Source organism: Actinacidiphila glaucinigra, from assembly GCF_035918135.1.
Lineage (GTDB): Bacteria > Actinomycetota > Actinomycetes > Streptomycetales > Streptomycetaceae > Actinacidiphila > Actinacidiphila glaucinigra.
The window spans coordinates 2931432-2957564 of sequence record NZ_CP109144.1 but is presented as its reverse complement, the minus strand read 5'-3'; the positions used below and the strand labels follow the sequence as shown (position 1 = coordinate 2957564).

The 26133-nt window shown below is 72.6% G+C and carries 18 protein-coding genes and 1 pseudogene; 12 read left to right on the top strand and 7 right to left on the bottom strand.

The window, feature by feature from the left end; genetic code table 11:
* Positions 1 to 44: 44 nt before the first annotated feature.
* Positions 45 to 1004, top strand: coding sequence for a polyphosphate kinase 2 family protein (locus OIE69_RS12900; RefSeq protein WP_326572127.1), 960 nt, complete (start codon positions 45 to 47; stop codon positions 1002 to 1004).
* Between the two features lie 51 nt (positions 1005 to 1055).
* Positions 1056 to 3845 (top strand): cation-translocating P-type ATPase, encoded by a 2790-nt coding sequence (locus OIE69_RS12895; protein WP_326572126.1) that lies wholly within the window; start codon positions 1056 to 1058, stop codon positions 3843 to 3845.
* Here OIE69_RS12895 and OIE69_RS12890 read toward each other — a convergent pair.
* Together OIE69_RS12890 and OIE69_RS12885 are read right to left on the bottom strand one after the other, a co-directional pair.
* Complete coding sequence (locus tag OIE69_RS12890) at positions 3806 to 4906, bottom strand: sensor histidine kinase (RefSeq protein ID WP_326572125.1); 1101 nt, start codon at positions 4904 to 4906, stop codon at positions 3806 to 3808. The two genes, OIE69_RS12895 and OIE69_RS12890, sit on opposite strands and share 40 nt — an antisense overlap.
* A complete protein-coding gene (locus OIE69_RS12885) occupies positions 4903 to 5568 on the bottom strand; it encodes a response regulator transcription factor (protein ID WP_326572124.1) in 666 nt (221 codons plus the stop codon). The genes OIE69_RS12890 and OIE69_RS12885 overlap by 4 nt, the downstream gene beginning before the upstream one ends.
* Positions 5569 to 5741: 173 nt before the next feature.
* Between OIE69_RS12885 and OIE69_RS12880 the strand changes: the two genes are divergently transcribed.
* A complete protein-coding gene (locus OIE69_RS12880) occupies positions 5742 to 6965 on the top strand; it encodes a DUF418 domain-containing protein (RefSeq protein WP_326572123.1) in 1224 nt (407 codons plus the stop codon).
* On the opposite strand, the gene OIE69_RS12875 is transcribed toward OIE69_RS12880, so the two are convergent.
* Both OIE69_RS12875 and OIE69_RS12870 read right to left on the bottom strand, forming a co-directional pair.
* Complete coding sequence (locus OIE69_RS12875; protein WP_326572122.1) at positions 6958 to 7671, bottom strand: HEAT repeat domain-containing protein; 714 nt, start codon at positions 7669 to 7671, stop codon at positions 6958 to 6960. The genes OIE69_RS12880 and OIE69_RS12875 overlap by 8 nt on opposite strands.
* 71 nt (positions 7672 to 7742) lie before the next feature.
* Positions 7743 to 9593, bottom strand: a complete 1851-nt coding sequence (locus OIE69_RS12870) for a Na+/H+ antiporter NhaA (RefSeq protein WP_326581110.1) — start codon at positions 9591 to 9593, stop codon at positions 7743 to 7745.
* 321 nt (positions 9594 to 9914) lie between these two features.
* On the opposite strand from OIE69_RS12870, the gene OIE69_RS12865 reads away from it, so the two are divergent.
* From OIE69_RS12865 to OIE69_RS12850, 4 genes are all read left to right on the top strand, one after another.
* Positions 9915 to 12548 carry a Pls/PosA family non-ribosomal peptide synthetase gene (locus OIE69_RS12865; RefSeq protein WP_326572121.1) on the top strand — a complete coding sequence of 878 codons (2634 nt, stop codon included), beginning with the start codon at positions 9915 to 9917 and terminating at the stop codon, positions 12546 to 12548.
* Between the two features lie 118 nt (positions 12549 to 12666).
* On the top strand, positions 12667 to 15144 hold the full coding sequence (locus OIE69_RS12860; RefSeq protein WP_326572120.1) for an ATP-dependent Clp protease ATP-binding subunit: 2478 nt from the start codon (positions 12667 to 12669) through the stop codon (positions 15142 to 15144).
* A 95-nt stretch (positions 15145 to 15239) separates the two neighbouring features.
* On the top strand, positions 15240 to 15656 hold the full coding sequence (locus OIE69_RS12855) for an SHOCT domain-containing protein (RefSeq protein WP_326572119.1): 417 nt from the start codon (positions 15240 to 15242) through the stop codon (positions 15654 to 15656).
* Between the two features lie 54 nt (positions 15657 to 15710).
* On the top strand, positions 15711 to 16322 hold the full coding sequence (locus tag OIE69_RS12850; protein WP_326572118.1) for an HdeD family acid-resistance protein: 612 nt from the start codon (positions 15711 to 15713) through the stop codon (positions 16320 to 16322).
* Here OIE69_RS12850 and OIE69_RS12845 read toward each other — a convergent pair whose 3' ends face one another.
* From OIE69_RS12845 to OIE69_RS12835, 3 genes are all read right to left on the bottom strand, one after another.
* Positions 16323 to 18623, bottom strand: a complete 2301-nt coding sequence (locus tag OIE69_RS12845) for a SpoIIE family protein phosphatase (protein ID WP_326572117.1) — start codon at positions 18621 to 18623, stop codon at positions 16323 to 16325.
* A 94-nt stretch (positions 18624 to 18717) separates the two neighbouring features.
* On the bottom strand, positions 18718 to 19938 hold the full coding sequence (locus OIE69_RS12840; RefSeq protein WP_326572116.1) for a PP2C family protein-serine/threonine phosphatase: 1221 nt from the start codon (positions 19936 to 19938) through the stop codon (positions 18718 to 18720).
* Between the two features lie 208 nt (positions 19939 to 20146).
* Positions 20147 to 20728 carry a TMEM165/GDT1 family protein gene (locus tag OIE69_RS12835; protein WP_326572115.1) on the bottom strand — a complete coding sequence of 194 codons (582 nt, stop codon included), beginning with the start codon at positions 20726 to 20728 and terminating at the stop codon, positions 20147 to 20149.
* Positions 20729 to 21077: 349 nt separating this feature from the next.
* On the opposite strand from OIE69_RS12835, the gene OIE69_RS12830 reads away from it, so the two are divergent.
* From OIE69_RS12830 to rny, 5 genes and pseudogenes are all read left to right on the top strand, one after another.
* Positions 21078 to 21272 carry a DUF3046 domain-containing protein gene (locus OIE69_RS12830; protein ID WP_018561797.1) on the top strand — a complete coding sequence of 65 codons (195 nt, stop codon included), beginning with the start codon at positions 21078 to 21080 and terminating at the stop codon, positions 21270 to 21272.
* A gap of 135 nt (positions 21273 to 21407) precedes the next feature.
* A complete protein-coding gene (locus OIE69_RS12825; RefSeq protein ID WP_326572114.1) occupies positions 21408 to 22589 on the top strand; it encodes an AI-2E family transporter in 1182 nt (393 codons plus the stop codon).
* Positions 22590 to 22780: 191 nt separating this feature from the next.
* Positions 22781 to 23917, top strand: a complete 1137-nt coding sequence (gene recA / locus OIE69_RS12820; protein ID WP_326572113.1) for a recombinase RecA — start codon at positions 22781 to 22783, stop codon at positions 23915 to 23917.
* Positions 23866 to 24516, top strand: a pseudogene (recX, locus tag OIE69_RS12815) (recombination regulator RecX); the annotation flags it as partial. The gene recA and the pseudogene recX, both read left to right, overlap by 52 nt.
* A 93-nt stretch (positions 24517 to 24609) precedes the next feature.
* Positions 24610 to 26097: a ribonuclease Y gene (gene rny, locus OIE69_RS12810; RefSeq protein ID WP_326572112.1), complete on the top strand. Its 1488-nt coding sequence runs from the start codon at positions 24610 to 24612 to the stop codon at positions 26095 to 26097.
* The last annotated feature ends 36 nt before the right edge of the window (positions 26098 to 26133 follow it).

The following is a 26133-nucleotide window of genomic DNA, read 5'->3' as shown; positions in this document are numbered from 1 at the left end:
GCGGAACGTGGCGTTATCCCCGCTCGTAGAAAGGCCGGACGGCGATGGCGGACACCCGGGCCAGGCGCATAGCGAAGTTCATCGAGCCGCTGCGTGTGGAGCCGGGGTCCACCGTGGACCTGGCCGGGGACTTCGACCCCCGGTACAAGGGCAGCCTGAAGAAGCGGGACGGTGTCGGACTGCTGAGCACGGGCGTGTCGCTGCTGGCCGAGTACCAGGCGCGGCTGGCCGCCCAGGACACCTACGGGGTGCTGCTCTGCCTCCAGGCGCTCGACGCCGGGGGCAAGGACGGCACCATCCGCCACGTCATGAGCGGGGTGAACCCGCAGGGCGTGCGGGTCAGCAGCTTCAAGGTGCCGTCCACGGAGGAGCTCGACCACGACTACCTGTGGCGCTACGCCCAGCGGCTGCCCTCGCGGGGCGAGATCGCGATCTTCAACCGCTCCCACTACGAGGAGGTCCTCGTCGTCCGGGTGCACCACGAGGTCCTCCGGCGGCAGAAGCTGCCGGAGCGGCCCAAGGGCGCGGGCATCTGGGAGCGCCGCTACCGGGAGATCAACAACTGGGAGCGTTACCTGACCGACAACGGCTTCAAGGTCGTGAAGGTCTTCCTCAACCTCTCCAAGGAGGAGCAGCGCACCCGGTTCCTGAAGCGGATCGACCTCCCGGAGAAGAACTGGAAGTTCTCCGCCGCCGACGTGCGCGAGCGCCGCCACTGGGACGAGTACCAGAAGGCGTTCTCCGAGATGCTGTCGGCCACCAGCACCAAGCACGCCCCCTGGTACGTCGTCCCGGCGGACCGGAAGTGGTTCGCGCGGATCTGCGCCGCGGCGGTGCTCGCCCACACGCTGATGGAGATCGACCCGCAGTACCCCATGCTTGGTGAGCAGGCCCGACGCGACCTGCTCACCGCCCGGGGGGAGTTGGAGGCCGAGGCCCCCGGCGGGGCGCCGGCCGACCCGTACGCGGCGCGGCGGCGGACGAAGGGCGCGCGGCGCCCCTGAGCCGGGGCCCGCCGCACGGCCGGACGCAGCGACCGGATCGGAGGCACGACCATGACGGTGCAGCCCACCCCGGAGGGGGAACGCCCCGCGTCCCCTGAAGTCTGGTACGCGCGGTCCCCGCAGGACGTCGCCGTGGCCTTCGAGGTCGACCCGGACACCGGCCTGCCGACGGCGCGCGTGACCGAACTGCTGGCCGCGTACGGTCCGAACGCGCTGCCCGAGGAGAAGCCGCCGCCCGCGTGGCGGCGCTTCATCGGCCAGTACCGCAGCTACATGCAGATCATCCTGGTCGCCGCGGCCGTCGTCTCCTTCCTGATCGCCCAGTGGACCACCGGCATCCTGCTCGTCCTGCTCACCCTGCTCAACGCCGTCGTCGGGCTCCGTCAGGAGGGCAAGGCCGAGAGCGCGATGAACGCCCTGAAGTCGATGATGAAGGCGACCGCCCGGGTGCGGCGCGACGGAACCGAGTCGGAGGTGCCGGCCGAGGGCGTCGTGGTGGGCGACGTCGTGCTCCTCGCCGCGGGCGACCAGGTCCCGGCCGACGGGCGGATCGTGCGGGCGAACGCCCTGCAGATCGACGAGTCCGCGCTGACCGGCGAGAGCGTCCCCGCCGCCAAGGACGCCGGGACCCTGCCCGCGGCCGCCGCCCCCGTCGGGCCCGGCGACCAGACCAACATGGCCTTCATGAACACCCCCGTCACGCACGGGAGCGGGGTCCTGATCGTCACCGGCACGGGCGCCGGCACAGAGCTGGGCAAGATCTCCGGGATGCTGTCGGCCACTCCCAAGGAACAGTCGCCGCTGACCAAGGAACTGGACGACCTCACCCTGTGGATCGCCGCGGCCGCGGGGCTGACGATGGTCGTGATGTTCGCCCTCGGCCGCGCCCGCGGCCAGGAGTGGGACGCGCTGTTCGTCAGCGCGGTCTCGCTGGCCATCGCCGCCATCCCCGAGGCGCTGCCCACGGTGACGCAGGTGATCCTCTCGGTCGGCAGCCTCAACCTCGCCCGGCGCAACGCGATCGTGAAGGAACTGCCCTCGGTCGAGACCCTCGGCTTCACCTCGGCCATCAACTCCGACAAGACCGGCACCCTGACGTTGAACCAGATGACGGCCGTCGAGGTGGTCAGCCCCACCGACCGCTACACCGTCTCCGGCACCGGCTACGGCCTGGAGGGCAGGATCCACCACGCCGCGGGTTCCTCCGCGGGCATCGAGGACGCGATCCTGCCGTACGTGGTGGCCAGCGACGCGAAACTGGTGGACGGCAAGGTGGTGGGCGACCCCACCGAGGGCGCGCTGCTCGTCCTCGGCCACAAGGCGGGGCTGGACATCGAGGCCACCCGGGAACGGCTGCCGCGGCTGGCCACCCTGCCCTTCGACCCCGACTACAAGCTGATGGCCACCTTCCACTCGGCCACCGACGCCTCGGGCCGCCCGGTCGTGAGGTGTTTCGTGAAAGGCGCGGCGCCGGCCGTGACGGCGCGGGCCGCGACCGCCCTGTCCGCCGGTACGACCGTCCCCTGGGACGACGACCTCAGCCGGCGCGCCCAGGGCGCCGCCGAGCGGATGGGCGGCGAGGGACGCCGCGTCATGGCCGCCGCCACCCGCGACCTGGACCCGGCCGGCTTCGACCCCGCCGGCGACCTCCTGTCCCTCGTCACCGACCTGCGGATGACCAGCCTCGTCGGCATGATCGACCCGCCCCGTGAGGAGTCCCGGGACGCCGTGGCCGACGCGCAGTCCGCCCACATCAGGGTCCGCATGGTCACCGGCGACGACGTCACCACCGGCGCCGCCATCGCCCGGCAGCTCGGCATCCCCGGCGAGGCGATGCTCGGCGCGGACTTCGCCGCGCTGCCGGAGGAGGAACGGCTCGCCCGCATCGACGACATCGGCGTGGTCGGACGGGTCGCGCCCGAGCACAAGGTGCTGCTCGCCGACACCCTGAAGAAGAAGGGCGAGGTCGTGGCGATGACCGGCGACGGCGTCAACGACGCCCCCGCCATCAAGGCCGCGGACATCGGCATCGCCATGGGCAGCGGCACCGACGTCGCCAAGAACGCCGGCCGCATGATCCTCTCCGACGACAACTTCGCCACGATCATCCACGCCGTGCAGGAGGGCAGGAAGCTCTACGACAACCTCACCAAGTACATCCGCTTCGTCCTGCTGCTGCTGGTCACCTTCGTCCTGACCTTCCTCGGCGCGACCCTGCTCAACATCGCCGCCGGTGAGCCCTTCACCCCCGCCCAGGTCCTGTGGGTGCACTTCGTCGTCAACGCCCCCTTCGGCTTCGCCCTGGGCTTCGACCAGGAGAGCCCCGGCCTGATGCGCCGCACTCCCCGGCCCCGGGGGCAGTCCGTGCTGACCAGGCCGGTGCTGATCACCGTGGGGCTGAGCGGGCTGGCGATCACCGTCATCCTGCTGGCCCTCATCAAGGTGGGGGAGAGCCACTTCCACAGCGCCGCCGTCGGCAACTCGATGGCCTTCACCGCCTTCGCGCTCTGCCTGATCGTCGCCGCGTTCGAGTGCCGCAGCGAGACCGCGTCCGTCCTCACCACGGCCACCTTCGACAGCAGGCAGATGAACTGGGCGGCGCTGTCGGAGTTCGCCCTCGCCGTGCTGGTGACCCAGATGGACGGCTTCCGCCGCATCCTGGGCACCACCGAGATCAACCTGCGGCAGTTCGGCTGGGCCCTGCTGTCCGCCGTCGTCCTGCTGCTCCTGTGGGAGCTCGGAAAGCTGGCGGCACGCCGGGCACGGGCGGCGGCCGCGGCGCGGGGCCGGGCGGCGCCGCTTCAGGTGCCCGCCGCGGGCAGTTCCAGCCTGAGTTCGTAGCCGCCGTCGGCCGTCGGGCCCGAGGTGACGGTGCCGCCGAGCAGCGCGGCGCGCTGCCGCAGCCCCACGAGGCCGTAGTGGGCGCTGGGCAGCGGGAGCGCGGGCCGGGTGGGGGCGGTGTTGGTGACCGTGACCCGGACTGTGCCGCCCTGGCGGTGGATCCGGACCCGCGCGGAGGCCCCGGGCGCGTGCTTGCGCACGTTGGTCAGTGCCTCCTGGACGGTGCGGTAGACCGCGCGCTGCACCGTCGGCGGCAGGCCGTCCGGCAGGTCCGGCTGCAGTTCGGCCTCGATGCCGCTGCCGCTCACCAGCCGTTCCAGCTCGGCGAGGGAGGGCTGCGGGGTCAGCTCCGTGGGGCGGCCGCCGGCGGCGCGCAGCACGCTGACCATGTGCCGCAGCTCGTCCAGGGTCTGCACGCTCAGCCGCCGGATCGTCGCCGCGGCCTCCTTGACCTCGGCGTCCCGTGTGCCGACCTGGAGCGCCCCGGCCCGCACCGCGATCAGGCTGACCTGGTGGGAGACCACGTCGTGCATCTCCCGGGCGAGCTGGGCGCGTTCCTTGGCCAGCACGGTCTGGGCGGTGAGCAGCCGCTCGTGGTCGCGGGCCTCCGAGATCTCGGCGAGCCGCAGCGACAGGTCCCGCCGGGCCTGCACGAGCTGGCCCAGGAAGACCGGCGCGGCGGCCGTCGCCGCCGTGTAGCTCAGGGTGATCAGGGTCGAGGGCTCGGACAGGTCGAACTTCGGCTCGGGCCACGGCGCCATGTCCGCGATCGTGAAGGCCAGCGCGCACCCCGCCAGCAGCCACCGGCGCCGGGTGAACGAGGCGAGGGTGTACAGCGCGGCCAGCGTCGCGAAGGCCGCGTCCGAGACCAGCACGGCGGGCAGCGCCAGCAGGAAGGTGACCAGCGGCAGTCGCCGGCGCAGCAGCAGGGCCACCGCGCCGCCGAGGGCACAGCCGAGGCGCACCGGCTCCGCGGGGTCGACGTTGACCCAGATGTCGAACAGCGCGACCGCGACGACGACGAGGTCCACCACCACGGGAGACGGACGCCGGAACCTCATCCGCCCTCACCGTCCTGCGGCCGCTTGAGCAGCCCCGCGCGCTCCGCGAGCAGCGCGGCCTGCACCCGGCTGCCCACCTGAAGCTTGGTCAGGATGGCGCTCACATGGTCCTTCACCGTGCCCGTCCCCAGGTGCATCCGCCCGGCGATGTCCGCGTTCGACAGGCCCTCGGCGACCAGGAGCAGCACGGTGCGCTCGCGGTCGGTCAGCCGGGCCACGCCGCGGGTCGCCGACTCCTGCGGGCCCGAGCCCAGGTAGCCGTCCACGACCGTCCGGGTGACCTTGGACGACAGCACGGCGCCGCCGTCGGCCAGGGTCCGCACCAGGAACGGCAGTTCCTCGGGGTCGGTGTCCTTCAGCAGGAAACCGGCCGCGCCCGAGCGGAGCGCCGTGGCCACGTACTCGTCCATGTCGAAGGTCGTCAGCATCGCCACCACCGGAGGCTGCGGCAGCCGCCGGAGCCCGGCCAGGACGGTGAGGCCGTCCACGTCGGGCATCCTGATGTCCAGCAGGACGACGTCGGGCTGGGACTCCTGCGCCGTACGGATCGCCTGCCCGCCGGGCACCGCAGCCACGACCTCGATGTCGTCCGCCGCGTCGAGGATGCGCTGGAAGCCCGTACGGATCAGGGCCTCGTCGTCGACCACCAATACCCGGATCACGCGTGCTCCACTCGCCACGGACCCCTGTCCGATTCCTACCACGCCGCGGGCCGTCCGGCGGGGAGCCGGGCCGCGTCCGGCCAGGTGACGGGGGAGCGGGGGTCGGAAGGCGGAGGCGGTTCCGGACGACTGCCGGGTGGGGCGCCGCGGGTGGTTTCCACAACCCTGGAGCCATGACCAACGTAACACCGGGTGCGCCGCGGGCAGCGGCGCGCGCGGTGGGGCAGGGCCCGTCGACGGGGCGCCTGGTGGGGCTCGACCTCGCCCGCGGACTGGCGGTGCTCGGCATGTACGCGTCCCACGTGGGACCCGACCCTCCCGGGGGCGGGCCGGTGGGCTGGGCGGCGGAGATGTCCCGCGGCCGCTCCTCGGCGCTGTTCGCGCTGCTCGCCGGGTTCACACTGGTCATCCTCACCGGCCGGCCCGAGCCGCGGACCGGGCGGGCGGGACGGCAGGCCGCCGGCCGGGTGCTGATCCGCTCCGCCGCCCTCGTGGCGCTGGGCGGGGCGCTCACCGCCCTCGACACCTCGGTCAACGTGATCCTCGCCTACTACGGCCTGGCTCTTGCCCTGGCGCTGCCGCTGCGCCGGCTGCGGGCCGCACGCGACCTGGCCCTCGTCGCGCTGGCGGGCGCGCTCGTCCTGCCCCAGGTGCTGTACCCGCTCCGTGCGGCGGCCTACGGCGGCGGCTGGGCCGACACCCTGGCCGACCACGATCCGCTGGCCCGGCTCAGCGGCGGCGAAGGCCTCCTCGACCTGCTGGTCACCGGTGACTACCCGGTGCTCACCTGGCTGCCGTTCATCGTCGCCGGGATGGCCGTGGCCCGGCTCGACCTCGGCCGCCCCGGCGCACGGGCCCGGTCGGCCGTCTGCGGCGCCGCCCTCGCCGCGGCCGGTTACGGCGGCTCCTGGCTCGCCCTGCACCTGGTGCCGGGTGCGCTCGGCGCGGTGAGCGCCGCCACGGACGGGGGCCCGGCCGCGGCCGCCTGGTGGTCCGACGCCGCCGGCTCCCCCGGGGACACCAACCCGGCCTGGCTGCTCGTGGCCGCCCCGCACAGCCAGACGACCTTCTCGATCCTGGGCAACACCGGCGTCGCCCTCCTCGTGCTCGCCGGCTGCCTCGCCGTCGTCGACCGCTCGGCGGGGCCGCGCCGCCTGGCGGCACCCGTCGCCGCCGTCGGCTCGGTCTCGCTGACCGCGTACGCCGGGCACATCGTCGCCCTGAGCGCGCTCGGCCTCGATGACGAGGACCGCTCCTACACCGGCGCCGTCACGCTCTGGCTCTGCTTCACGGGGACCGCCGTGCTCGCCGCCCTCCTGTGGACGCGCGTCTTCCGGCGCGGACCCCTGGAGTACGCGCTGCACTCCGTCACGCTGCCCGCCCGCCTGATCAATTGACGCCGCCGGCCGGGAAACGGGCGAGCGCGATGGTCACCCAGCGACGGACGGTCTCGTCGGCGTCGTCCGCGAGTCGCCGGATCGCCGGCAGGGTCTCCGGGCGCCGTGCGAAACCGAGGCTGCTCAGCGCCGAGATCCGCACGCGCGGCGAGGCGTCGGAGAGCAGCCCGGTCAGGACGACGACGGCCCGCGGATCGGTCCCGCAATGCCCGGTCAGCGCCCCCGCCACCGTGCGGCGGACGCCCTCGTCCGGGTCCGCGGCGGCCCGCACGAGCCGTTCGACGTCGGACGCGTGCCGCACGTGGTCGAGCAGCCAGAACGCCGTCCGCCGCAGTTCCGGGTCCGGATCGAGGGTCCAGGGCAGCAGCAGCGCGCGGGCGGAGGCGGGGTCCTCCTCGGCGAGGCACGTCAGCTCCGTCGTCAGGGAGTCCTGGTCGTCCCCGAGGTCACGGGCGTGCGCGCGCAGCAGGGCCGGCAGCGCGGCACGGCCCGCCGTGCGCACGAGGATCCGGGCGAGAACGGCGCGCGCGTACCAGCCCCGCGCCTCCGCCGCGGCTGCGAGGTGGGCCTCCAGAGCCGGGACGAGGGCCGCGTCGCGGGCGGCGAGCACCCGCGCCTCCAGCACGTCGAGGGCGTCGAGGTCCGCGTCGGGGTCCGCCAGCCCGGTGGCGAGGGCCTCGAGGTCGGCGACCACCGTCTCGTCCATGGGGCGTCCCTCCCGGTTCGTGCTTGCGGTACCGGGAGCCTACGGGCCCGGCACGACAGTGCCCCGGGGCGTCAGTGGTGGAGGGCCGCCTTCGCGCGCTCCAGCGCGCCGCGGACCCCGGCCGAGAGGCTCTCGATGTCGTACGCGCGGTAGTGACGGCGGCCGTTGATGAAGAACGTCGGGGTCCCCGACACATTGCTCAGGTCCGCGGACTCGGCGTCCTCGGCGACCCGGACCGCGACGGAGCGGGTCTCGACGTCGCGCCGGAAGCGCTCGATGTCGAGACCGATCGCCGTGGCCAGCCGTTCGAGTCCCCGCGAGTCGAGCGCCTGGGGGTGGGCGAAGATCTGGTCGTGCATCTCCCAGAAGCGGTCCTGCGCGGCGGCGGCCTCCGTGGCGCGGGCGGCCTGGACGGCGTGGGGGTGCACGTCGGCGAGCGGCAGGTGGCGCCACACGTAACGGACGTCGCCGAAGTCGGCGAGCAGGTCGCGGATGACGGGCTCCGCCTCGCCGCAGTAGGGGCACTCGAAGTCGCCGTACTCGACGACGGTGACCAGGGCGTCGTGCGGGCCGCGGACGTGGTCGCGCTCCGGGTCCACGGGGACGGCCAGGTCCTCCAGTTGCTGCGACTTGCCGAGCAGCGCCCGCCGGCGCACCGCCCGGGGCAGACGGTTCAGGAGGAGCGTCACGCACCAGGTGAGCAGGAAGGAGAGGACCACCGCGGCGAGGATGCCGATCTTCGCCTCGGCGAGCCGTCCGCCCTCGAACGCGCGGTCCGCGATGAGGAGGGCGATGGTGAAGCCGATGCCGGAGATGGCGCCGCCGGCCGTCACCGCTCCCCAGCCGACCGCCGGGCGCAGCCGGCCGCGGCTGAGCCGGGTGGTCAGCGCGGAGGCGCCCACGATCCCGAGCGGTTTGCCCACCACGTACGCGACGACGATGCCGAGGGTGACGGGGGAGGTGAACGCGGCCGCCAACTGCCGTGCGTCGATGGTGATGCCGGCGTTGGCCAGGGCGAAAGCGGGGACGATGAGATAGCTGGTCCAGGGCCGGAACAGCTCCTGCAGCCGGGAGTTGAGCGAGACCGACAGCGCCAGACCCCGCCGGGCGCTGCGCTCCAGTGCGGGTGTGGGCTGCTCCCTGAAACGCAGGTAGAGCGTGCTGGCCCGGCGCAGGTCGGCGCCGCGCGCCGGGTGGTCGCAGGCCATGAGACCGAGCGCCAGCCCCGTCACCACCGGGTCCACCCCGGAGCCGAGCAGGGCGAACCACACCGCCACGCCGGTCAGCGCGTAGGCGGCGCCGCGGAACTCGCCGCAGGTCCGCACGATGGAGTTGGCCGCCCCGATCCCGACGGCGAAGAGGCCGATGGCGACGAACAGTTCGGGCCACGAGATGCCGCTGGTGTACGCGAACGCGATGACGGCGAGCGCGATGAAGTCGTCGACGACGGACGCGGTCAGGATGAACGCCCGGGTGGCCGCGGGGAGTCTGCGGCCCAGCAGGGCGTACATCCCGAGGGCGAACGCGGTGTCGGTGGAGATCACGGTGCCCCAGCCGCGCGCTTGCGGGGTGCCGTGGGTGAAGGCGAGGTAGAGGGCGAGCGGCACGAGCATCCCGGCGAGTCCGGCCATGGTCGGCAGGGTGATCCGGGTCCGTTCGCGGAACTCGCCGAGGTCGAACTCCCGGCGGGCCTCCAGGCCGACGATGAAGAAGAACAGCGTCATCAGCCCGCTGTTGATCCACTCCCGCAGGTCGAGCGACACTCCCCGTGAACCCAGCGTGAGCGACAGATGGGTGTGCCACACCGACTCGTAGTTGCCCGGCGCCAGGTTGGCCCAGGCCAGGGCGACGACCGTGGCGCCCAGCAGGAAACCGGCGCCCGCCGTCTCGGTGCGCAGGAACCGCAGGCGCGGAGTGGTCACGCCGGGGCGGCGCGGAGTCTGCCGCGTTGCTTGCAGTGACGAGAACGCGCTCACCCGCACATCGTGGCACGAGCCCGCGACGGCGGCCTGTCGCACGGCCGTCCCGGGCATACCGGCGTTCCCGTCGGCGCCTGCGCGGAGCCCGCGCACGCTACGCACGGTGACCGCTCCGCCCGTCGCGGGCCCGGCGGTTGGCGCCCCGGCGCCGGACGTTCGAGACTGCAAGGAGACGACTTCTTCCCGTACGGCCGGACAAGCGCCCACGACCTCGTGGCAGCGGGCCGCTGGGCCGCGGATGGTCGTAGACCCTCAGGGGATCACATGGTGGACAAATCAGCCGAGGTCCGTGGGCGCGATCAGGATGAGGCCTCGACCACCGGGGATGATCGCGCCGGTCCCGGGACCGGCACGGAAAGGATCCTCGCGGAGACCCTGGCCGGCGTCGTCCACGCCGATCAGGTCCGCGTCGACAGCCACTTCTTCGACGACCTGGGCGCCGACTCGCTGGTCATGGCGCACTTCTGCGCACGGCTGAGGAAACGCCCGGACGCGCCGTCGGTGTCGATGAAGGAGATCTACCGCCATCCCACCGTCCGCAGCCTGGCCGCCGCCCTCGACGACGCCCCGCCGGCCGCCACCGCCGCCGCCCCCAAGACCGCGACCGCGACCGCGTCCGGTCCGGTACGGGCCGCGGCGCCGCGGTCGGTGGCGGGACCGCCGACCGGAACCCCCCGCTACGTGCTCTGCGCGGTGCTGCAACTCGCCTTCTTCGTGGCGTACTCCTTCGGGGCCGCCCTCGTCCTCACCAAGGGCGTGGACTGGATCGCCGGGGCCTCGGGCCTGGTCGACACCTACCTGCGGGCGATCGCCTTCGGCGGCGTGGCCTTCGCCGCGGTGTGCGTGCTCCCCGTCGTCGCCAAGTGGGTGCTCGTCGGCCGGTGGCGCCCCCGGCAGATCCGCATCTGGAGCATGGACTACCTGCGCTTCTGGTGCGTCAAGACCCTCGTCCGGTCGGATCCGCTGGTGTTCTTCCACGGGTCGCCGCTGTACACGCTCTACCTGCGGGCGCTGGGCGCGAAAATCGGGCGCCGGGTCACCGTCCTGTCACGCCGCGTACCGGTCTGCACCGACCTGCTCACCATTGGCGACGACACGGTGATCCGCAAGGACGTGTTCTTCTCCGGCTACCGCGCCGAGTCCGGGGTGATCCGGACCGGCCCCGTCACGCTCGGCAAGGACGTGCTCGTCGGCGAGGTGACGGTGATCGACATCGACACGGTCATGGGCGACGGGACCCAGCTGGGGCACGCCTCCTCGCTCCACGCCGGCCAGCGCGTGCCCGACGGCGAGCACTGGCACGGGTCCCCGGCCCAGCCCGCCGACGTCGACTACCGGGCCGTCGGACCGGCCCGCTGCGGCGCCGCGCGCAGGGCGGGCTACTCCCTCTCGCAACTGCTGGGAGCGGTCCTGGTCTACGTGCCGCTGGCCGTCGCCGGCTCGGTGCTGCTGTTCGCCGCCGTGCCGCAGTTCGCCTCGCTCCTGGAGCCGGGCCCCACGGCGCTGACGACCTGGGGGTTCTACGCGGACGCCCTGGTCACCTCGATCGCCCTGTTCTTCGGCGCGGTGGTGCTCGGCCTGCTGTTCACGGTGACGGTGCCGCGCGTACTGAACCTCGCCGTCAGACCGGACACGGTCTACCCCCTGTTCGGCTTCCGGTACGGAATGCACCGGACCATCGGCTTCCTGACCAACCGGCGTTTCTTCAAGACCCTGTTCGGCGACAGCTCGGCCATCGTCCACTACCTCGGCGGCCTGGGCTACCGGCTCCCGCACGTGGAGCAGACCGGGTCGAACTTCGGCACGATCATGAAGCAGGACAACCCGTTCCTCAGCTCCGTCGGCCGGGGGACGATGGTGGCCGACGGGCTGTCGATCGTCAACGCCGACTTCTCCAGCTCGTCCTTCTGCGTCTCGCGGGCCACCATCGGGCCGCACAACTTCGTCGGCAACTACGTCGCCTACCCGTCGCAGGGCAGGACGGGGGACAACTGCCTGCTGGCGACCAAGGTCATGGTCCCGGTGGACGGAAAGGTCAGGGAGGGCGTCGGCCTACTGGGCTCGCCCAGCTTCGAGATCCCGCGGTCCGTCCTGCGCGACAGCAAGTTCGACCACCTCAAGAACGGCGACACCTTCCGGCGCCGTCTGGCGGCCAAGAACCGGCACAACGTCTTCACCATGGCGCTGCACCTGCTCGCACGCTGGGTCTTCTTCTTCTGGGTGGCGCTCGTGGTGTCGGTGGCCGCGGACCTGTACTCCGCGCTCGGTCTGTCGGTGATCGCCCTCGCCAACGTCCTCACCCTCGCCTTCACCGTCGTCGACATGGTGCTCTCCGAACGCATCGCCACCGGATTCCGGGGGCTGCGGCCGCTGTACTGCTCGATCTACGAACGCCCCTTCTGGCGGCACGAGCGGTACTGGAAGGTGACCAGCGTGAGCGAGGCGATCATGGTCTTCAACGGCACGCCCTTCAAGAGCGTCATCTGGCGCTGGCTGGGCGTCCGGGTGGGCCGGCGGGTCTTCGACGACGGCTGCTACTTCCCGGAGCGCTCCCTCGTCGCCATCGGGGACGAGTGCGTGCTGAACGAGGGCAGCCGGATCCAGTGCCACTCGCAGGAGGACGGCACCTTCAAGTCCGACCACAGCGCCCTCGGGGCCGGCTGCACCGTCGGCGTCGGCGCCCTCGTCCACTACGGCGTGACGATGGGCGACGGGACGGTCCTCGCGCCCGACTCCTTCCTGATGAAGGGCGAGGAGATGCCGCAGGGCGCCCACTGGGCCGGCAACCCCGCCCGGGAGATGCCGGACGAGCTGCCGGTGCCCGCGGCCCACCGCGACGACGCGGCCACCGCCCGGAACAGGACCGGCCGAACGGCGGCGCCGGACCGCGCTCCGTGACCGTCCGCGCACTGCGGTGGCACGCGCGTCCGATCGGGCCAACACTGGTGGAGTACGGGCAAATCGACTACGGCGGGCGCCACTCAGCCGTTGTGGGCCCGCCGGACGGGTGGGCAAGGTGACCACTTCCCCCTTCGGGTCCGGCGACCCGTTCTCCGACCTCTTCAACCGCTTCTTCGGGATGAGCCCGGCGGCATCGCCACCCGCCGTCCAGCGCGTCCCCATCGGGCGTCTGCTCAGCGACTCCTCGAACCAACTGCTGGCGGCCGCCGCGAGCAGGGCGGCCGCGGACGGCGCCGACCTCGACACCGAGCACCTGCTGTGGGCGGCCACCCGCGTACCGGCGGGCCGGCAACTGCTGGAACAGGCGGGTGTGGACCCCGACCGGCTGGCCGAGGACGTGGCCGCGGTCCTGCCCTCGGGCACCGGCGGCGGGGAACCCGCGCTCACCCCGGCCGCGAAACGCGCCCTGCTCGCCGCCCACGCGCGCTCCCAGGCCACCGGCGCCTCCTACATCGGCCCGGAGCACATCCTCGCCGCGCTCGCCGACGACCCCCGTTCCGGCCTCGAGATGCGCTCCGAGGGCGCCGATCCCACGGCTCTGGCGGGCAAGGGCGGCGGCACCCGGTCCGCGCCGACCGACACCCCGACCCTGGACGAGTACGGCCGGGACCTCACCGAGGAGGCGCGCGGCGGGCGGCTGGACCCGGTGATCGGCCGCGGCGAGGAGATCGAGCAGACCGTCGAGGTGCTGTCCCGGCGGACCAAGAACAACCCCGTGCTCATCGGCGACCCCGGTGTCGGCAAGACCGCCATCGTCGAGGGCCTCGCCCAGCGGATCGTGGCCGGGGAGGTGCCCCGGGCCCTGCGGGACCGCCGGGTCGTCGGCCTGGACCTGGCCGGACTCGTGGCCGGCTCCAAGTACCGCGGGGAGTTCGAGGAACGCCTGAAGAAGGTGATCGACGAGGTCACCGCGGCGAAGAGCAGCGTCATCCTGTTCATCGACGAACTCCACACCGTCGTCGGCGCCGGGGCGGGCGGCGAGGGGGCCATGGACGCGGGGAACATCCTCAAACCCGCCCTGGCACGCGGCGATCTGAGCGTGGTCGGCGCCACCACCATCGACGAGTACCGCAGGTACATCGAGAAGGACGCGGCCCTCGAGCGCCGCTTCCAGCCGGTGATGGTGCCCGAGCCCTCCGTCGACGAGACGGTCGAGATCCTGCGCGGGCTCCGCGACTCCTACGAGGCTCACCACCAGGTGCGCTACACCGACGAGGCGCTGGACGCCGCGGCCGCCCTGTCCGACCGCTACATCAGCGACCGCTTCCTGCCCGACAAGGCCATCGACCTCATGGACCAGGCCGGCGCCCGCGTGGGCCTGCGCTCCCTGGGCGGCCCGGGCCCGTCCGACGAGTTGGAGGAGCGCCTGACCAAGCTCCGCCGCGAGAAGGACGAGGCCGTCAGCACCGAGGACTTCGAACGCGCCGGCGGCCTCAAGGAGCGGATCCGGGAGCTGGAGAACGAACTCGCCGCGGTCGCCGGGGAACGGGAGCAGACCCCCGCCGTCACCGCCGAGGACATCGCCGAAGTGCTGTCCGCGCGCACCGGCATCCCCGTCTCCCAGCTGACCGAGACCGAGCGCGAGCGGCTGATGAAGCTGGAGGAGGACCTCCACAGGCGGGTGATAGGCCAGGACGAGGCGGTCGACGCCGTCGCCCAGGCAGTGCGCCGCGGCCGCGCCGGCATGGGCGACCCCGACCGGCCCACCGGCAGCTTCCTGTTCCTCGGGCCGACCGGCGTCGGCAAGACGGAACTCGCCAAGGCGCTCGCCGAGCTGCTCTTCGGCGACCCCGAGCGCATGATCCGCTTCGACATGAGCGAGTTCCAGGAGAAGCACACCGTCTCCCGGCTCGTCGGCTCCCCGCCCGGCTACGTGGGGTACGACGAAGCGGGGCAGCTCACCGAGGCGGTGCGCCGCAAGCCGTACAGCGTCGTGCTGTTCGACGAGGTCGAGAAGGCCCATCCGGACGTCTTCAACCTGCTGCTGCAGGTGCTGGACGACGGGCGCCTCACCGACGCCCAGGGCCGCACGGTGGACTTCCGGAACACCGTGGTCATCATGACCAGCAACATCGCCTCCAAGCACATCCTCGACCACGAAGGGGCGATCGACGACATCAGGGACGACCTGATGGCCGAGCTCCAGGCGCACTTCCGGCCCGAGTTCCTCAACCGCATCGACGAGATCATCGTCTTCCACGCGCTGACCCGGTCGGACCTCGTGCAGATCGTCGACCTGCTGCTGGAGCGCAGCCGCCGCAGGCTGCACGCCCAGCAGATCGGTCTCGAGGTCACCCCGGCCGCCAAGGAGTGGCTGGCCGACCGGGGTTACCAACCGGAGTTCGGCGCACGTCCGTTGCGGCGCACCATCCAGACCGAACTCGACAACAGGCTCTCCAACATGCTGCTCGACGGCACCCTCAACCCCGGGGACACGGTCGTCGCCGACGTCGGGGACGGGCAGTTGACCCTCGGCCTCGAGGAGCGCGAAGCGCGGGATCCGGCCGAGGAGGCGGCGGCGTCGGACGGCTGACGCCGGCCCACCAGGCAGCTCACGGGCGGGCATCCGCCCCCGGGCCCGCGCCCTCCCCGGAACCGTACGGGGCGGGCGCCGGGAGGAGACGGAAAATGACCGGTCACATGTACCTCGCCTACGACTACCCGGTCCTGGGCGCGTTCTGGACGATGATGTGGATCTTCCTGTGGGTCATCTGGATCTTCCTCATCGTCCGCGTCGTGATGGACGTGTTCCGCGACGACGCCATGAACGGATGGGCCAAGGCGGCATGGCTGCTCTTCGTGCTCGTCCTCCCCTTCATCGGGATCCTCGCGTACCTCCTCTTCCGCGGCTCGGGCATGGGCAGGCGCGAGGCGGAGCAGATGCGCAACCGCCAGAAGGCGTTCGACGCGTACGTCCGCGAGACCGCCGGCGGCGGCACGGCGGCGGGCGGGGTCGACGCGCTCGCCAAGCTGTCGGAGCTCAAGGCGAAGGGCGACCTGACGGAGGAGGAGTTCCGGCGCTTCAAGGAGAAGGTCCTGCACTGAGCCGTCCTCGTCGCGCGGCGGCGTGCGACGCCGCGCGCAGCGCCGGGAGACACCATGAACGCACCGTACGGACACGCCACGACGCAGGGGCCGGCCGACCCCGACGAGGTGCTCGGCAAACTGGGCGGCTCCTGGGGGTGGTCCCTGGGCTTCGCGCTCGCGACGCTCGTGGCGGGGGTGATCGTGCTCGTCTGGCCGGACGGGACGCTGCACGTGCTGGCGGTCGTCATCGGCCTCTACCTGCTCGTCGCGGGTGTCTTCCGCTTCGTCACGGCGTTCTCCCGCCGGGACGGCGGCAGCAGGGTGACGGCGGTGATCGTCGCGGTGGTCGCCGTGCTCGCCGGCGTGCTGTGCCTGCGGCACCCGCTGCAGACCACCGCCGGGCTCTCCCTCGTCCTCGGCGCGTACTGGCTGGTGTCCGGGCTGCTCGTGGGGTTCATCGCCATCGCGGGACGGGACATGCCGCACCGCGGGATGGCGTTCGCGGTGGCCGCGCTCGGGGTCGTCGCCGGGATCGTGGTGCTCGCCTTCCCCGTGCAGTCGGCGGTCGCGCTGGCCCGGCTCGTCGGGTTGTGGCTCGTCCTGCTGGGCCTGGCCGAGGCGGCGGCGGCGCTCGCGCTGCGCTCCCTCGCGAAACGGCCGGCGCCGGCGCGTCCGCCCGGGTGATCAGGACCCGGCGTCGTCGGCGGTCTGCGCGGGCGCCGGGGGCTGCAGCGGCTGCTCGGCCCAGATGGTCTTGCCCTCGGCGTGGTAGCGGGTGCCCCACTGGTCGGCGCAGCGGGAGACGATGAACAGGCCGCGCCCGCTCTCGTCCAGGGTCCGGGCGTGCTTCAGGTGGGGCGCGCTGGCGCCCGCGTCGCTGACCTCGCAGGTCAGTGTGGCGTCCAGGACGAGCCGCAGTTGCAGGGGCGGGGCCCCGTACCGCACCGCGTTGCCCACCAGTTCGCTGACGATCAGCTCCGTGGTGAAGGCCGTCTCCTCGTCGATCCCCCACTGCGACAGCCGGCGCCGCGCCATCGACCGCGCGATGGGCGCCGCCTCCGCGTCGCTCGGCAGCGGGCAGGTCAGCACCCGGTCGCCGGGGAACCCCCGGGTGCGGGCGAGCAGCATGAGCAGGTCCCCGGGCTGACTGCCGTTCCTGATGGCGTACGCGAAGGCGTCGCTGAGCTCCTGCAGCGGGCCCCGGCCGTACCGCTCCAGCAGGCCGTGCAGCGTCCCGGAACGCGGGTGGAGCAGGTCCGTCAGCGCGGAGGTGCCGAACAGCAGGGTGGTGTGCTCGGGGAGGGCGACCGTCGTGGCCGAGAAGGGGGCGTTGCCGGTTTCCGCCAGCAGGGGCCCGGGGGAGACGGGCAGCGACTCGATCGCGCCGTCGGGGAAGACGGCGATCGGCTGCGGGCGGCCCGCGAGGGCGATCGTGCAGGTGAGGTCGAGCGGGTCGTAGACGGCGATGACGCACTCCGCGGCCAGTGGCTCGCGGTGCAGGGGGTCCCCGGCCGGCAGCGCCGCCCGCTCCTCGGCCAGCCGGGTCGCGGTGTCGCTCAGCCGTGCCAGCAGTTCCTCGGGCTGCAGGTCGAGAGCGGCGAGGGAGTGGATGACCGTCCGCAACTGCCCCATGGTGGTGGCGGCCTCGACGCCCCGCCCCTTGACGTCGCCGGCGACCAGGGCGGTGCGCGCCCCGGGCAGCGGGATCACGTCGAACCACGCCCCGCCGCCCTCCATGCCCGGCAGGTGGAGGTGGGACGTCTCCAGCGCGATCCGCGGCGCCGGCCGCTGCGGCAGCAGCCGACGCTGCACGGTGGCGGCGATGGTGCGCTCACGGGTGAAGCGCCGGGCGTTCTCGATGCACAGCGCCGCGTGGGTGCACACGTCGAGCGCCAGCCGCACGTCGTCCTCGTCGAAGAGGTCCTCGTCGTCGTGCCGGTAGAAGCTGACCAGGCCCAGTGCCTCACCGCGCACCGCCAGCGGCGCCACGATCAGCGAGTGCACGTTCTGCCGGCGGATCGCGTCGGCCCGCGCCGGGTCCGCCGCCAGCCACATGCTGTCCGCGTCCACGGGGACGAGCCGCGGCCGCAGATCGGCCATCACCCGGGCGAACGGGGTGCCGTAGGGCAGGTGCCGGACGTCCCCCACCGGGTACGCCGAGACCTTCCCGCGGTAGGCGGCCCTGCGCAGCGGCACGTCGCGGTCGACGGGGACCAGCGGCGGCACCTCGCCCCGTACGACGTCCTCCACCACCTCCACCACCACGATGCCGGCGAACGCCGGGACCACCGCCTCCGCCAGCTCCTCGCAGACCGCGACCACGTCCAGGCGCTGCCCCACCCGCTCGCGCACCGCGTCCAGGACGGTCATCCGCCGGCGGCTCGTCTGCCGCTCGGTGACGTCGGAGGCCGCGGCCACCAGCCCCAGCACCTCGCCGTGCGGGCCCTCCAGACGGAAGACGGAGGTGAGGTACATGCGCCTGTGCGGCCGGCCCTCGCCCAGCGCCCCGCGCACCAGCCGGTTCAGCACCGGCTCCCCGGTCTCCAGCACCCGCCGGGCGACCTCCTCCTCCGTCACCGGGTCGTCCAGCCGGAACACCTCCCCGAAGCGCCGCCCGGGGCTGAGCGGCTCGTCGTGCAGCGCCCGCGTCGCGCTGTTCATCCGTACCAGGCGCAGTTGGTCGTCGAGGACGTGAAGGCCCACCGGGGCCTGCGAGAACATCACCTTCAGCAGCGCCGCGTCCCGCGCGGCGAGGTTGTCGCCGCCCGCGCGCACCTCCCACAGCACGGAGGCACCGCGCAGGATCGGCCTGACCAGCAGCTCGCTTTGGCCCAGCGCGGATCCGGGGGCGCGCACGAGGTCGGCGAAGGGCCGTCCCACGGCCCCGTCGGCGGGCAGGCCGAACAGCTCCTCGGCCTTCGGCCACCATTCCTCCACCCGCCCGCCCTCGTCGACGAGCAGGAGCACGCCACCGCCACCCGCCATCCGCACGCACCTCCCACCTCACCCTCTCCCACCCCACCAGCCCCCGCACCCCGGCGTTTTCCCCCGGGGACGGCGCCCGTCGCCGCGTCCGCGTTCAGGAGGTGAGGAGCCGCTCGTCGGACGGTGCCGGGGAGGGCGAGGGGAAGCCGTCGCCGTACTGCACCGCGATCATGGCGATGTCGTCGTCGAGCTTGATGGCGCCGCCGCCCACGTGCAGGGAGAGCCCGTCGAGTACGTGCTGGAGCAATTCCTCCGGACGGGAGCCCGGCCAGGTGGCCACGTGCGCGCCCAGGTCGTAGAACTGGCCGTCGTCGTTGCGGGCCTCGATGGCCCCGTCGGTGTAGAGCAGCAGCGTCGCCTCGCGGCCGAAGGGGAAGGTGTCGACGACGTAGTCCCCGGCGTCCAGGCTGCCCAGGCCGAGCGGGGGAGAGGGCGTGGCGGGGGACAGCAAAAGGGTGCCGGACCGCCGTGCCATGTAGGGCGGCGGATGTCCGCAGTTGACGACGTGGATCTCGGCGCAGTCGTCGGGGACCTCGAGGACCAGCGCCGTGATGAACCGTTCCACGGCGTCGCTGTCGGTCCGGCCCGTCTCCTCGAAGTGGCCGCGTATCGAGTGCTCCAGGTCGGCCACCAGCTCCGGGAGCGAGCCGAACCTGCGGGCCGCCCCCCGGAACGCCCCGAGCAGGGCCTCCGCGTCCTCGACCGCCGGCAACCCCTTGCCCTTGACGTCCCCGATCAGGAAGCGCACCCCCGCCGCGCTCCTGGCCACCGCGTACAGGTCCCCGCCGATCTGCGCGTACGGATGGGAGGCGTGGTACGCCGCCCGCACGAGCAACGGCCCGATGCGGGGGGGCAGCGGGCGCAGCAGGACGCGCTGGATGGTGTCGGACACGATCCGCACCTCCATCAGCTCCCTGACGCTGCGGTCGCGGATGCTGCGGGAGGCGATGACGAAGGCCGAGACGAGGAGGATCTCCAGCTGGTGCACGGCGGGGATGGACGTGCCCAGCAGGTTGTCGTGCACGTCCAGCACGAAGGCCGCGACGCAGGACAGGGCGGCGCTCAGGGTCGTCGTCCCCGGCCCCGCCAGCACGGCCGTGGTGGCGGGGACCACCACCATCAGCGAGGCCAGGTGCTCGGTGGGCGGCAGTATGAAGCCGGTGACGACGATGGAGATGATCATGAACAGGGCCAGTGCCAGCGGCCCGTGGCCCTGGGTGAGCAGTGTCACCCAGGAGGGGCCGGGCCCTGAGCCGTGCGGCGCCGCCCGCCGCCCGGGCAGCCGCCGCAGGCGGTGCGTGAGGCTGTCCTTCATCGCGGCTCCGGGTCCCCGACGGGTCCGGGGGCCGAAGCACGAAGGCCGTCCTCCAGCGCTGGCGATCGCATACACCGAATGTACGCCCCGCAAACATTCCGGGTCATCACGGTGCTTAATGGCACCATTCGGGAAAAGCGGACGAATCGGGGAAGGGTGGGGGCGGTGCGCCCGGCCCCAAGGCCCAGTGGACGTCGGCCCGTGAACGTCAGCCCGTGAACGCCTCGACCAGGGTCCAGACGGCCAGGCCCGCCATGCAGACGCCACCGACGCGCTGGATGGTCTTCAGCGGGACCTTCTTGGCGATGAACCGGCCCACTACCAGCGCGAGGGCGGAGACCGACATCAGTGCCGCGGCCGAGCCGATCGCGGTCGGCAGCCAGCCGTTGGTGGCGGCGAGGTTGGCGGTGGTGATCTGCGTGAGGTCGCCCCACTCGCTGATGAACACGGCCGTGAACGCGGTGGAGTACACGGGCCAGAACCCGGTCACGGTCCTGCCGGCCTCGTCGTGGTCGTCGTCGCCCCCGTCCCGCAGCAGCACCACGGCGCCGAAGGCGAACAGGGCGGCGGAGACCAGCTTCACCGCCATGTTCGGCAGCATGCTGATCAGGCTGCCCGCGCCCACCGCGATGGCCACATGCAGGATGAAGGCGGTCGAGGTGCCGAACCAGACGTAGAGCGGGCGCATGCGCGTGCCCATCGCCAGCGAGGCGAACATCGTCTTGTCCGGGAGTTCGGCGAGGAAGATCAGCCCGAAGGCGGTGACGAGCGCCAGGGGGTCGAAGGTCATTCCGTTGCTTTCTGCTGGGTCCGGACCGCGGACTCGACGGCACCCAGAGGGCGACGGGAAGCGCCAACGGCCCGGCACGACGGAGCGGCCCGCACGGCGGTGCGGACCACGTCTTGCCTTGGCCGAAGGTCTCGTCCACCCCCGCACCCGGTGCGGCGGCCCGGTGGCCGGGACGTCCACGGACGTCCAGTGTGTCGACCAGCCGGTATTGCGGGACTACTCCCCTTCGCTTCACCCAGTGTACTCAATGCCCCGGTCGGCTCCGCCGCCCCGGGCGCCCCGGACGGCGGACGCGTGCGCCCTTGTGCGACGCCCGCCCGTTCGGTCGGCGGCGCGGGATACTGGGCGCATGAAGCTGACGGTGTTCTGGGAACGGATGCGCGTGCACTTCGGCGAGACGTACGCCGACTCGTTCGCGCGCGACCACGTGATGTCCGAGCTCGGCGGCCGGACCGTCCACCAGGCACTGGACGAGGGCTGGGAGACCAAGGACGTCTGGCGGGCGGTGTGCGCGGCCGTCGACGTCCCGGCCTCGCGCCGCTGAGCACGGGGCGGGACTGAGGGCGTGACGGGAAGCGACGAGACGATAGCCGGGGCGACCGGGGGTCCGCGGTCCCCGGGGGAGCCCGGGGAACCGGGACGCGGAACGGGTGCGGGGGAGGGTGCGGGGGGTTCGGCGATGCCGCGCTGGCTGCCGAGGGCGATGGTGCTGGCGATCGCGCTGCTGGCCGCCTTCCAGCTGGCGAACTGGGCGTTCCACCAGGTCATCGGATTGCTGGTGAACATCCTGCTGGCCTTCTTCGCCGCCCTGGCGATCGAGCCGGCGGTGGACTGGATGGCCGCGCGCGGGATGCGCAGGGGGTGGGCGACCGGGCTGGTGTTCCTGGTCGTGCTCGCCGCGGGCGGGATCTTCGTGGTGCTGCTCGGCTCGCTGCTGGTGGACCAGATCACCTCGATCGGCAGCAATCTGCCGGAGTACGTCGACGACGTGGTCGTGTGGGTCAACCAGACCTTCGGCACCGACCTGTCCGTCGGCAAGCTGCAGGAGAACGTGCTGCACTCCGACTGGCTGCGCACCTATGTGCAGCGGCAGGCGGGCAACGTGTGGGGGCTGTCGGCGACGGTCCTCGGCGGGGTCTTCCAGGTGCTGACGATCGGCCTGTTCACCTTCTACTTCGCCGCCGACGGGCCCCGGATGCGCCGTGCCGTCTGCTCGGTGCTGCCGCCGGCCCGGCAGGCCGAGGTGCTGCGGGCGTGGGAGATCGCGGTGGCCAAGACCGGCGGCTACCTGTACTCGCGGGCCCTGATGGCGCTGATCTCCGCCGTCGCCCACTACGTGCTGTTCGTGGTCATCGGGGTGCCGTACGCGCCTGCGCTGGCGGTCTGGGTCGGCGTCGTCTCGCAGTTCGTGCCGACGGTCGGCACGTACCTGGCGGGGGCGCTGCCGATGCTGATCGCGTTCACGCAGGACCCGTGGGACGCGCTGTGGGTGCTGGGCTTCGTCGTGGTCTACCAGCAGTTCGAGAACTACGTGCTGCAGCCGCGGATCACCGCGCGCACCGTCGACATCCACCCCGCGGTGGCCTTCGGATCGGTGATCGCCGGCACCGCGCTGCTGGGGGCGGTGGGCGCGCTGGTGGCGATCCCGGCGACGGCGACGCTCCAGGGCTTCCTCGGGGCATACGTGAAGCGGTACGCCGTCACGGACCCGCGGGCGCACGGGCCGCAGCGGCGCCCGCTGTTCCGGTGGCGGTCGCGCGGGGCCGGCCGGGGCGGGCCGGGCACCGGTTCCGAGGGGGCCTCCGGGGACGTGCGGGACCGGCGGGACGGCCGGGGCGGGGCGGACGACGGGGGCACCTGAGGTCCGCGGGTCGCTTGACACGAAAATCGAACATCCATTCTCATGGATGTCCCGGGCCCGGTTTCCCAAGGGTTTTCACGGACTCCCGTGGGTTGTCCACAGGCCGGGGGCGGCGTCGGGACGCGTTGTCAGTGGCAGGCAGTAGCGTCATGGACGTGAAGCGAACGACTCAGACACCCAGGGTGGAACCCATGGCAGGAACCGACCGCGACAAGGCGCTCGACGCCGCGCTCGCACAGATTGAACGGCAGTTCGGCAAGGGTGCCGTCATGCGCCTCGGCGATCGGCCGAACGAGCCCATCGAGGTCATCTCGACGGGATCCACCGCCCTGGACGTCGCCCTCGGCGTCGGCGGTCTCCCGCGCGGCCGCGTGGTGGAGGTCTACGGCCCGGAGTCCTCCGGCAAGACGACCCTGACCCTGCACGCGGTGGCCAACGCCCAGCGGGCCGGCGGCAAGGTCGCCTTCGTGGACGCCGAGCACGCCCTCGACCCCGACTACGCCAAGCGCCTCGGCGTGGACGTCGACTCCCTGCTGCTGTCCCAGCCGGACAACGGCGAGCAGGCCCTCGAGATCACCGACATGCTGATCCGCTCCGGCGCGCTGGACCTCATCGTGATCGACTCCGTGGCGGCCCTCGTGCCGCGGGCCGAGATCGAGGGTGAGATGGGTGACTCGCACGTGGGTCTGCAGGCCCGTCTGATGAGCCAGGCGCTGCGCAAGATCACCGGTGCGCTCCACCAGTCCAAGACCACCGCGATCTTCATCAACCAGCTCCGCGAGAAGGTCGGCGTGATGTTCGGCTCGCCGGAGACCACGACCGGTGGCCGCGCGCTGAAGTTCTACGCCTCCGTGCGGCTGGACATCCGGCGTATCGAGACCCTCAAGGACGGCACGGACGCGGTCGGCAACCGCACCCGCGTCAAGGTCGTCAAGAACAAGGTCGCGCCGCCCTTCAAGCAGGCCGAGTTCGACATCCTCTACGGCCAGGGCATCAGCCGTGAGGGCGGTCTGATCGACATGGGTGTGGACCACGGCTTCATCCGCAAGTCCGGTGCCTGGTACACCTACGAGGGCGACCAGCTCGGCCAGGGCAAGGAGAACGCGCGCAACTTCCTGCGCGACAACCCCGACCTCGCCGACGAGATCGAGAAGAAGATCAAGGAGAAGCTCGGCATCGGTGTCCGGCCGGAGGCCGCGGCCGATGAGGCCGGCGCCGACGCGACCGCTCCCGCCGCTGCAGCGGCCGACCCGGCCAAGGCCGACGCCGCGACCGTCCCGGCGCCCAAGGCCGTCAAGGCGACCAAGGCCGCGGCCGCCAAGGCCTGACGGTGGCATCCCGGCGCAAGGACCGTGGTGACTCCTTCTCCCCCTCCTTGCCCGCACTCGGGCAGGAGGGGCCCAGGGCGGAGCAAGAGCGCCCACTTGACCCTGTGGAGCAGGCGCGGGCGCTCTGTCTGCGCCTGCTCACCGGGACCCCCCGCACCCGAAAGCAACTTGCCGACGCCATGCGCCGCCGGGACATCCCGGAGGCGGCGGCGGAGCAGGTGCTGGAACGGTTCGAGGACGTCGGGCTCATCGACGACCAGGCGTTCGCCCACGCCTGGGTCGAGTCCCGGCACCGCGGCAGGGGCCTCGCCCGGCGTGCCCTCGCCCAGGAACTGCGCACCAAGGGGGTGGACGCCGAGGCGATCGGCCACGCCGTGGGGCAGCTCGACGCGGAGCAGGAGGAGGAGACGGCCCGCGCCCTCGTCGATCGCAAGCTCAGGGCCACCCGCGGTCTGGAGAAGGAGAAACGGATCCGCCGGCTCGCCGGGATGCTCGCCCGCAAGGGGTACGCGGAAGGGCTCGCCCTGAGGGTGGTCCGCCGTGCCCTGGAGGAGGAGGGTGAGGACCCGGAGGCGCTGGAGTACTACCTGCCCGACTGAACCTTCGCTGAGGTTCCTTGACCGTGCCTCTGAGTCGACTTAGCCTCACAACGGGTGAGGGATCGCGTCCTCAGAGATACGGGAGTTGGTGCCATGGGCATCGCGCTGGGGACCGAATCCGTGTTCACGGCCGTGGCTGTGGCCGTCACCGCGGGCGTCGCAGCCACCGCGGGCGTGCTGCTCCGACGGCTCCGCGCGGAACGCGAACAGCTCAGGGCGGCGGCCGAGCGTGAGGCCCGGGAGATCCGGGCCACCGCCAAGGAGGAAGCCCGCGAGATCCGGGCCGACTTGGAGCGGCGTGAGCAGCGGCTCGCCGACCGGGAGGCCCGTATCGACGCCGAGTCGGAGCAACTCCACCGGCGCCGCCGTGAAGTGGCGGAGGAACGCGAGGAACTGGAGCGCCGCCGCGCCGAGCTCAACCGGCTGGAGGACGAGCGGCGCGAGGTCCTGGAGCGCGTCGCCGCCTACACAGCCGTCGAGGCCCGCGCCGACCTCGTGCGCTCCGCAGAGCAACAGGCCAAGCGCGAGGCGGCGGTGATCGCCCGCGACATCGAGCGGGCCGCCCGCGACCGCGGTGAGGAACGCGCCCGGCGGATCGTCGCCGGGGCCATCCAGCGGGTGGCCACCGAGCAGACGGCCGAGTCCGTGGTGTCGGTGCTGCAACTGCCCGGCGACGAGATGAAGGGCCGGATCATCGGCCGCGAGGGCCGCAACATCCGTGCCTTCGAGGCCGTCACCGGAGTCAACCTCATCATCGACGACACGCCCGAGGCGGTGCTGCTCTCCTGCTTCGACCCGGTGCGACGCGAGGTCGCCCGGCTCGCCCTGGACGCACTCGTCACCGACGGCCGCATCCACCCGCACCGCATCGAAGAGGTCTACGAGCGCAAGCAGGCCGAGGTCGAGCAGCTGTGCGTGCGCCACGGAGAGGACGCGCTCACCGAGATCGGCATCACCGACATGCACCCCGAACTGGTCACGCTGCTGGGGCGGTTGCGCTACCGCACCTCCTACGGCCAGAACGTGCTCGGCCATCTCCTGGAGTCCTCGCACATCGCGGGCATGATGGCCGCCGAGCTCGGCGTCGACCCGGCCGTGGCGAAGCGCGGCACGTTGCTGCACGACATCGGCAAGGCCCTCACCCACGAGGTCGAGGGCAGCCACGCCCTCATCGGCGCGGACCTGGCGCGACGGCACGGCGAGTCCGAGGACGTCGTCCACTCCATCGAGGCCCACCACAACGAGGTCGCCCCCCGCACCGTCGAGGCGGTCCTCACCCAGGCCGCCGACGGCATCTCCGGCGGGCGTCCCGGCGCCCGGCGCGAGACCCTGGAGAGCTACGTCCGCCGGCTCAAGCGGCTGGAGCAGATCGCCGCCGCGCACACGGGCGTCTCCAAGGTCTTCGCCATGCAGGCCGGACGCGAGGTCCGGGTCATGGTGCGCCCGGAGGACGTGGACGACATCCAGGCGCAGGTCATCGCCCGCGACGTGGCCAAGCAGGTCGAGGAGGAACTCACCTACCCCGGCCAGATCCGCGTCACCGTCGTCCGGGAGTCCCGTGCCACGGAGTTCGCCCGCTGAACGGACCGGGCCCGTCGGCCGGGGCCCGGTCCGTTC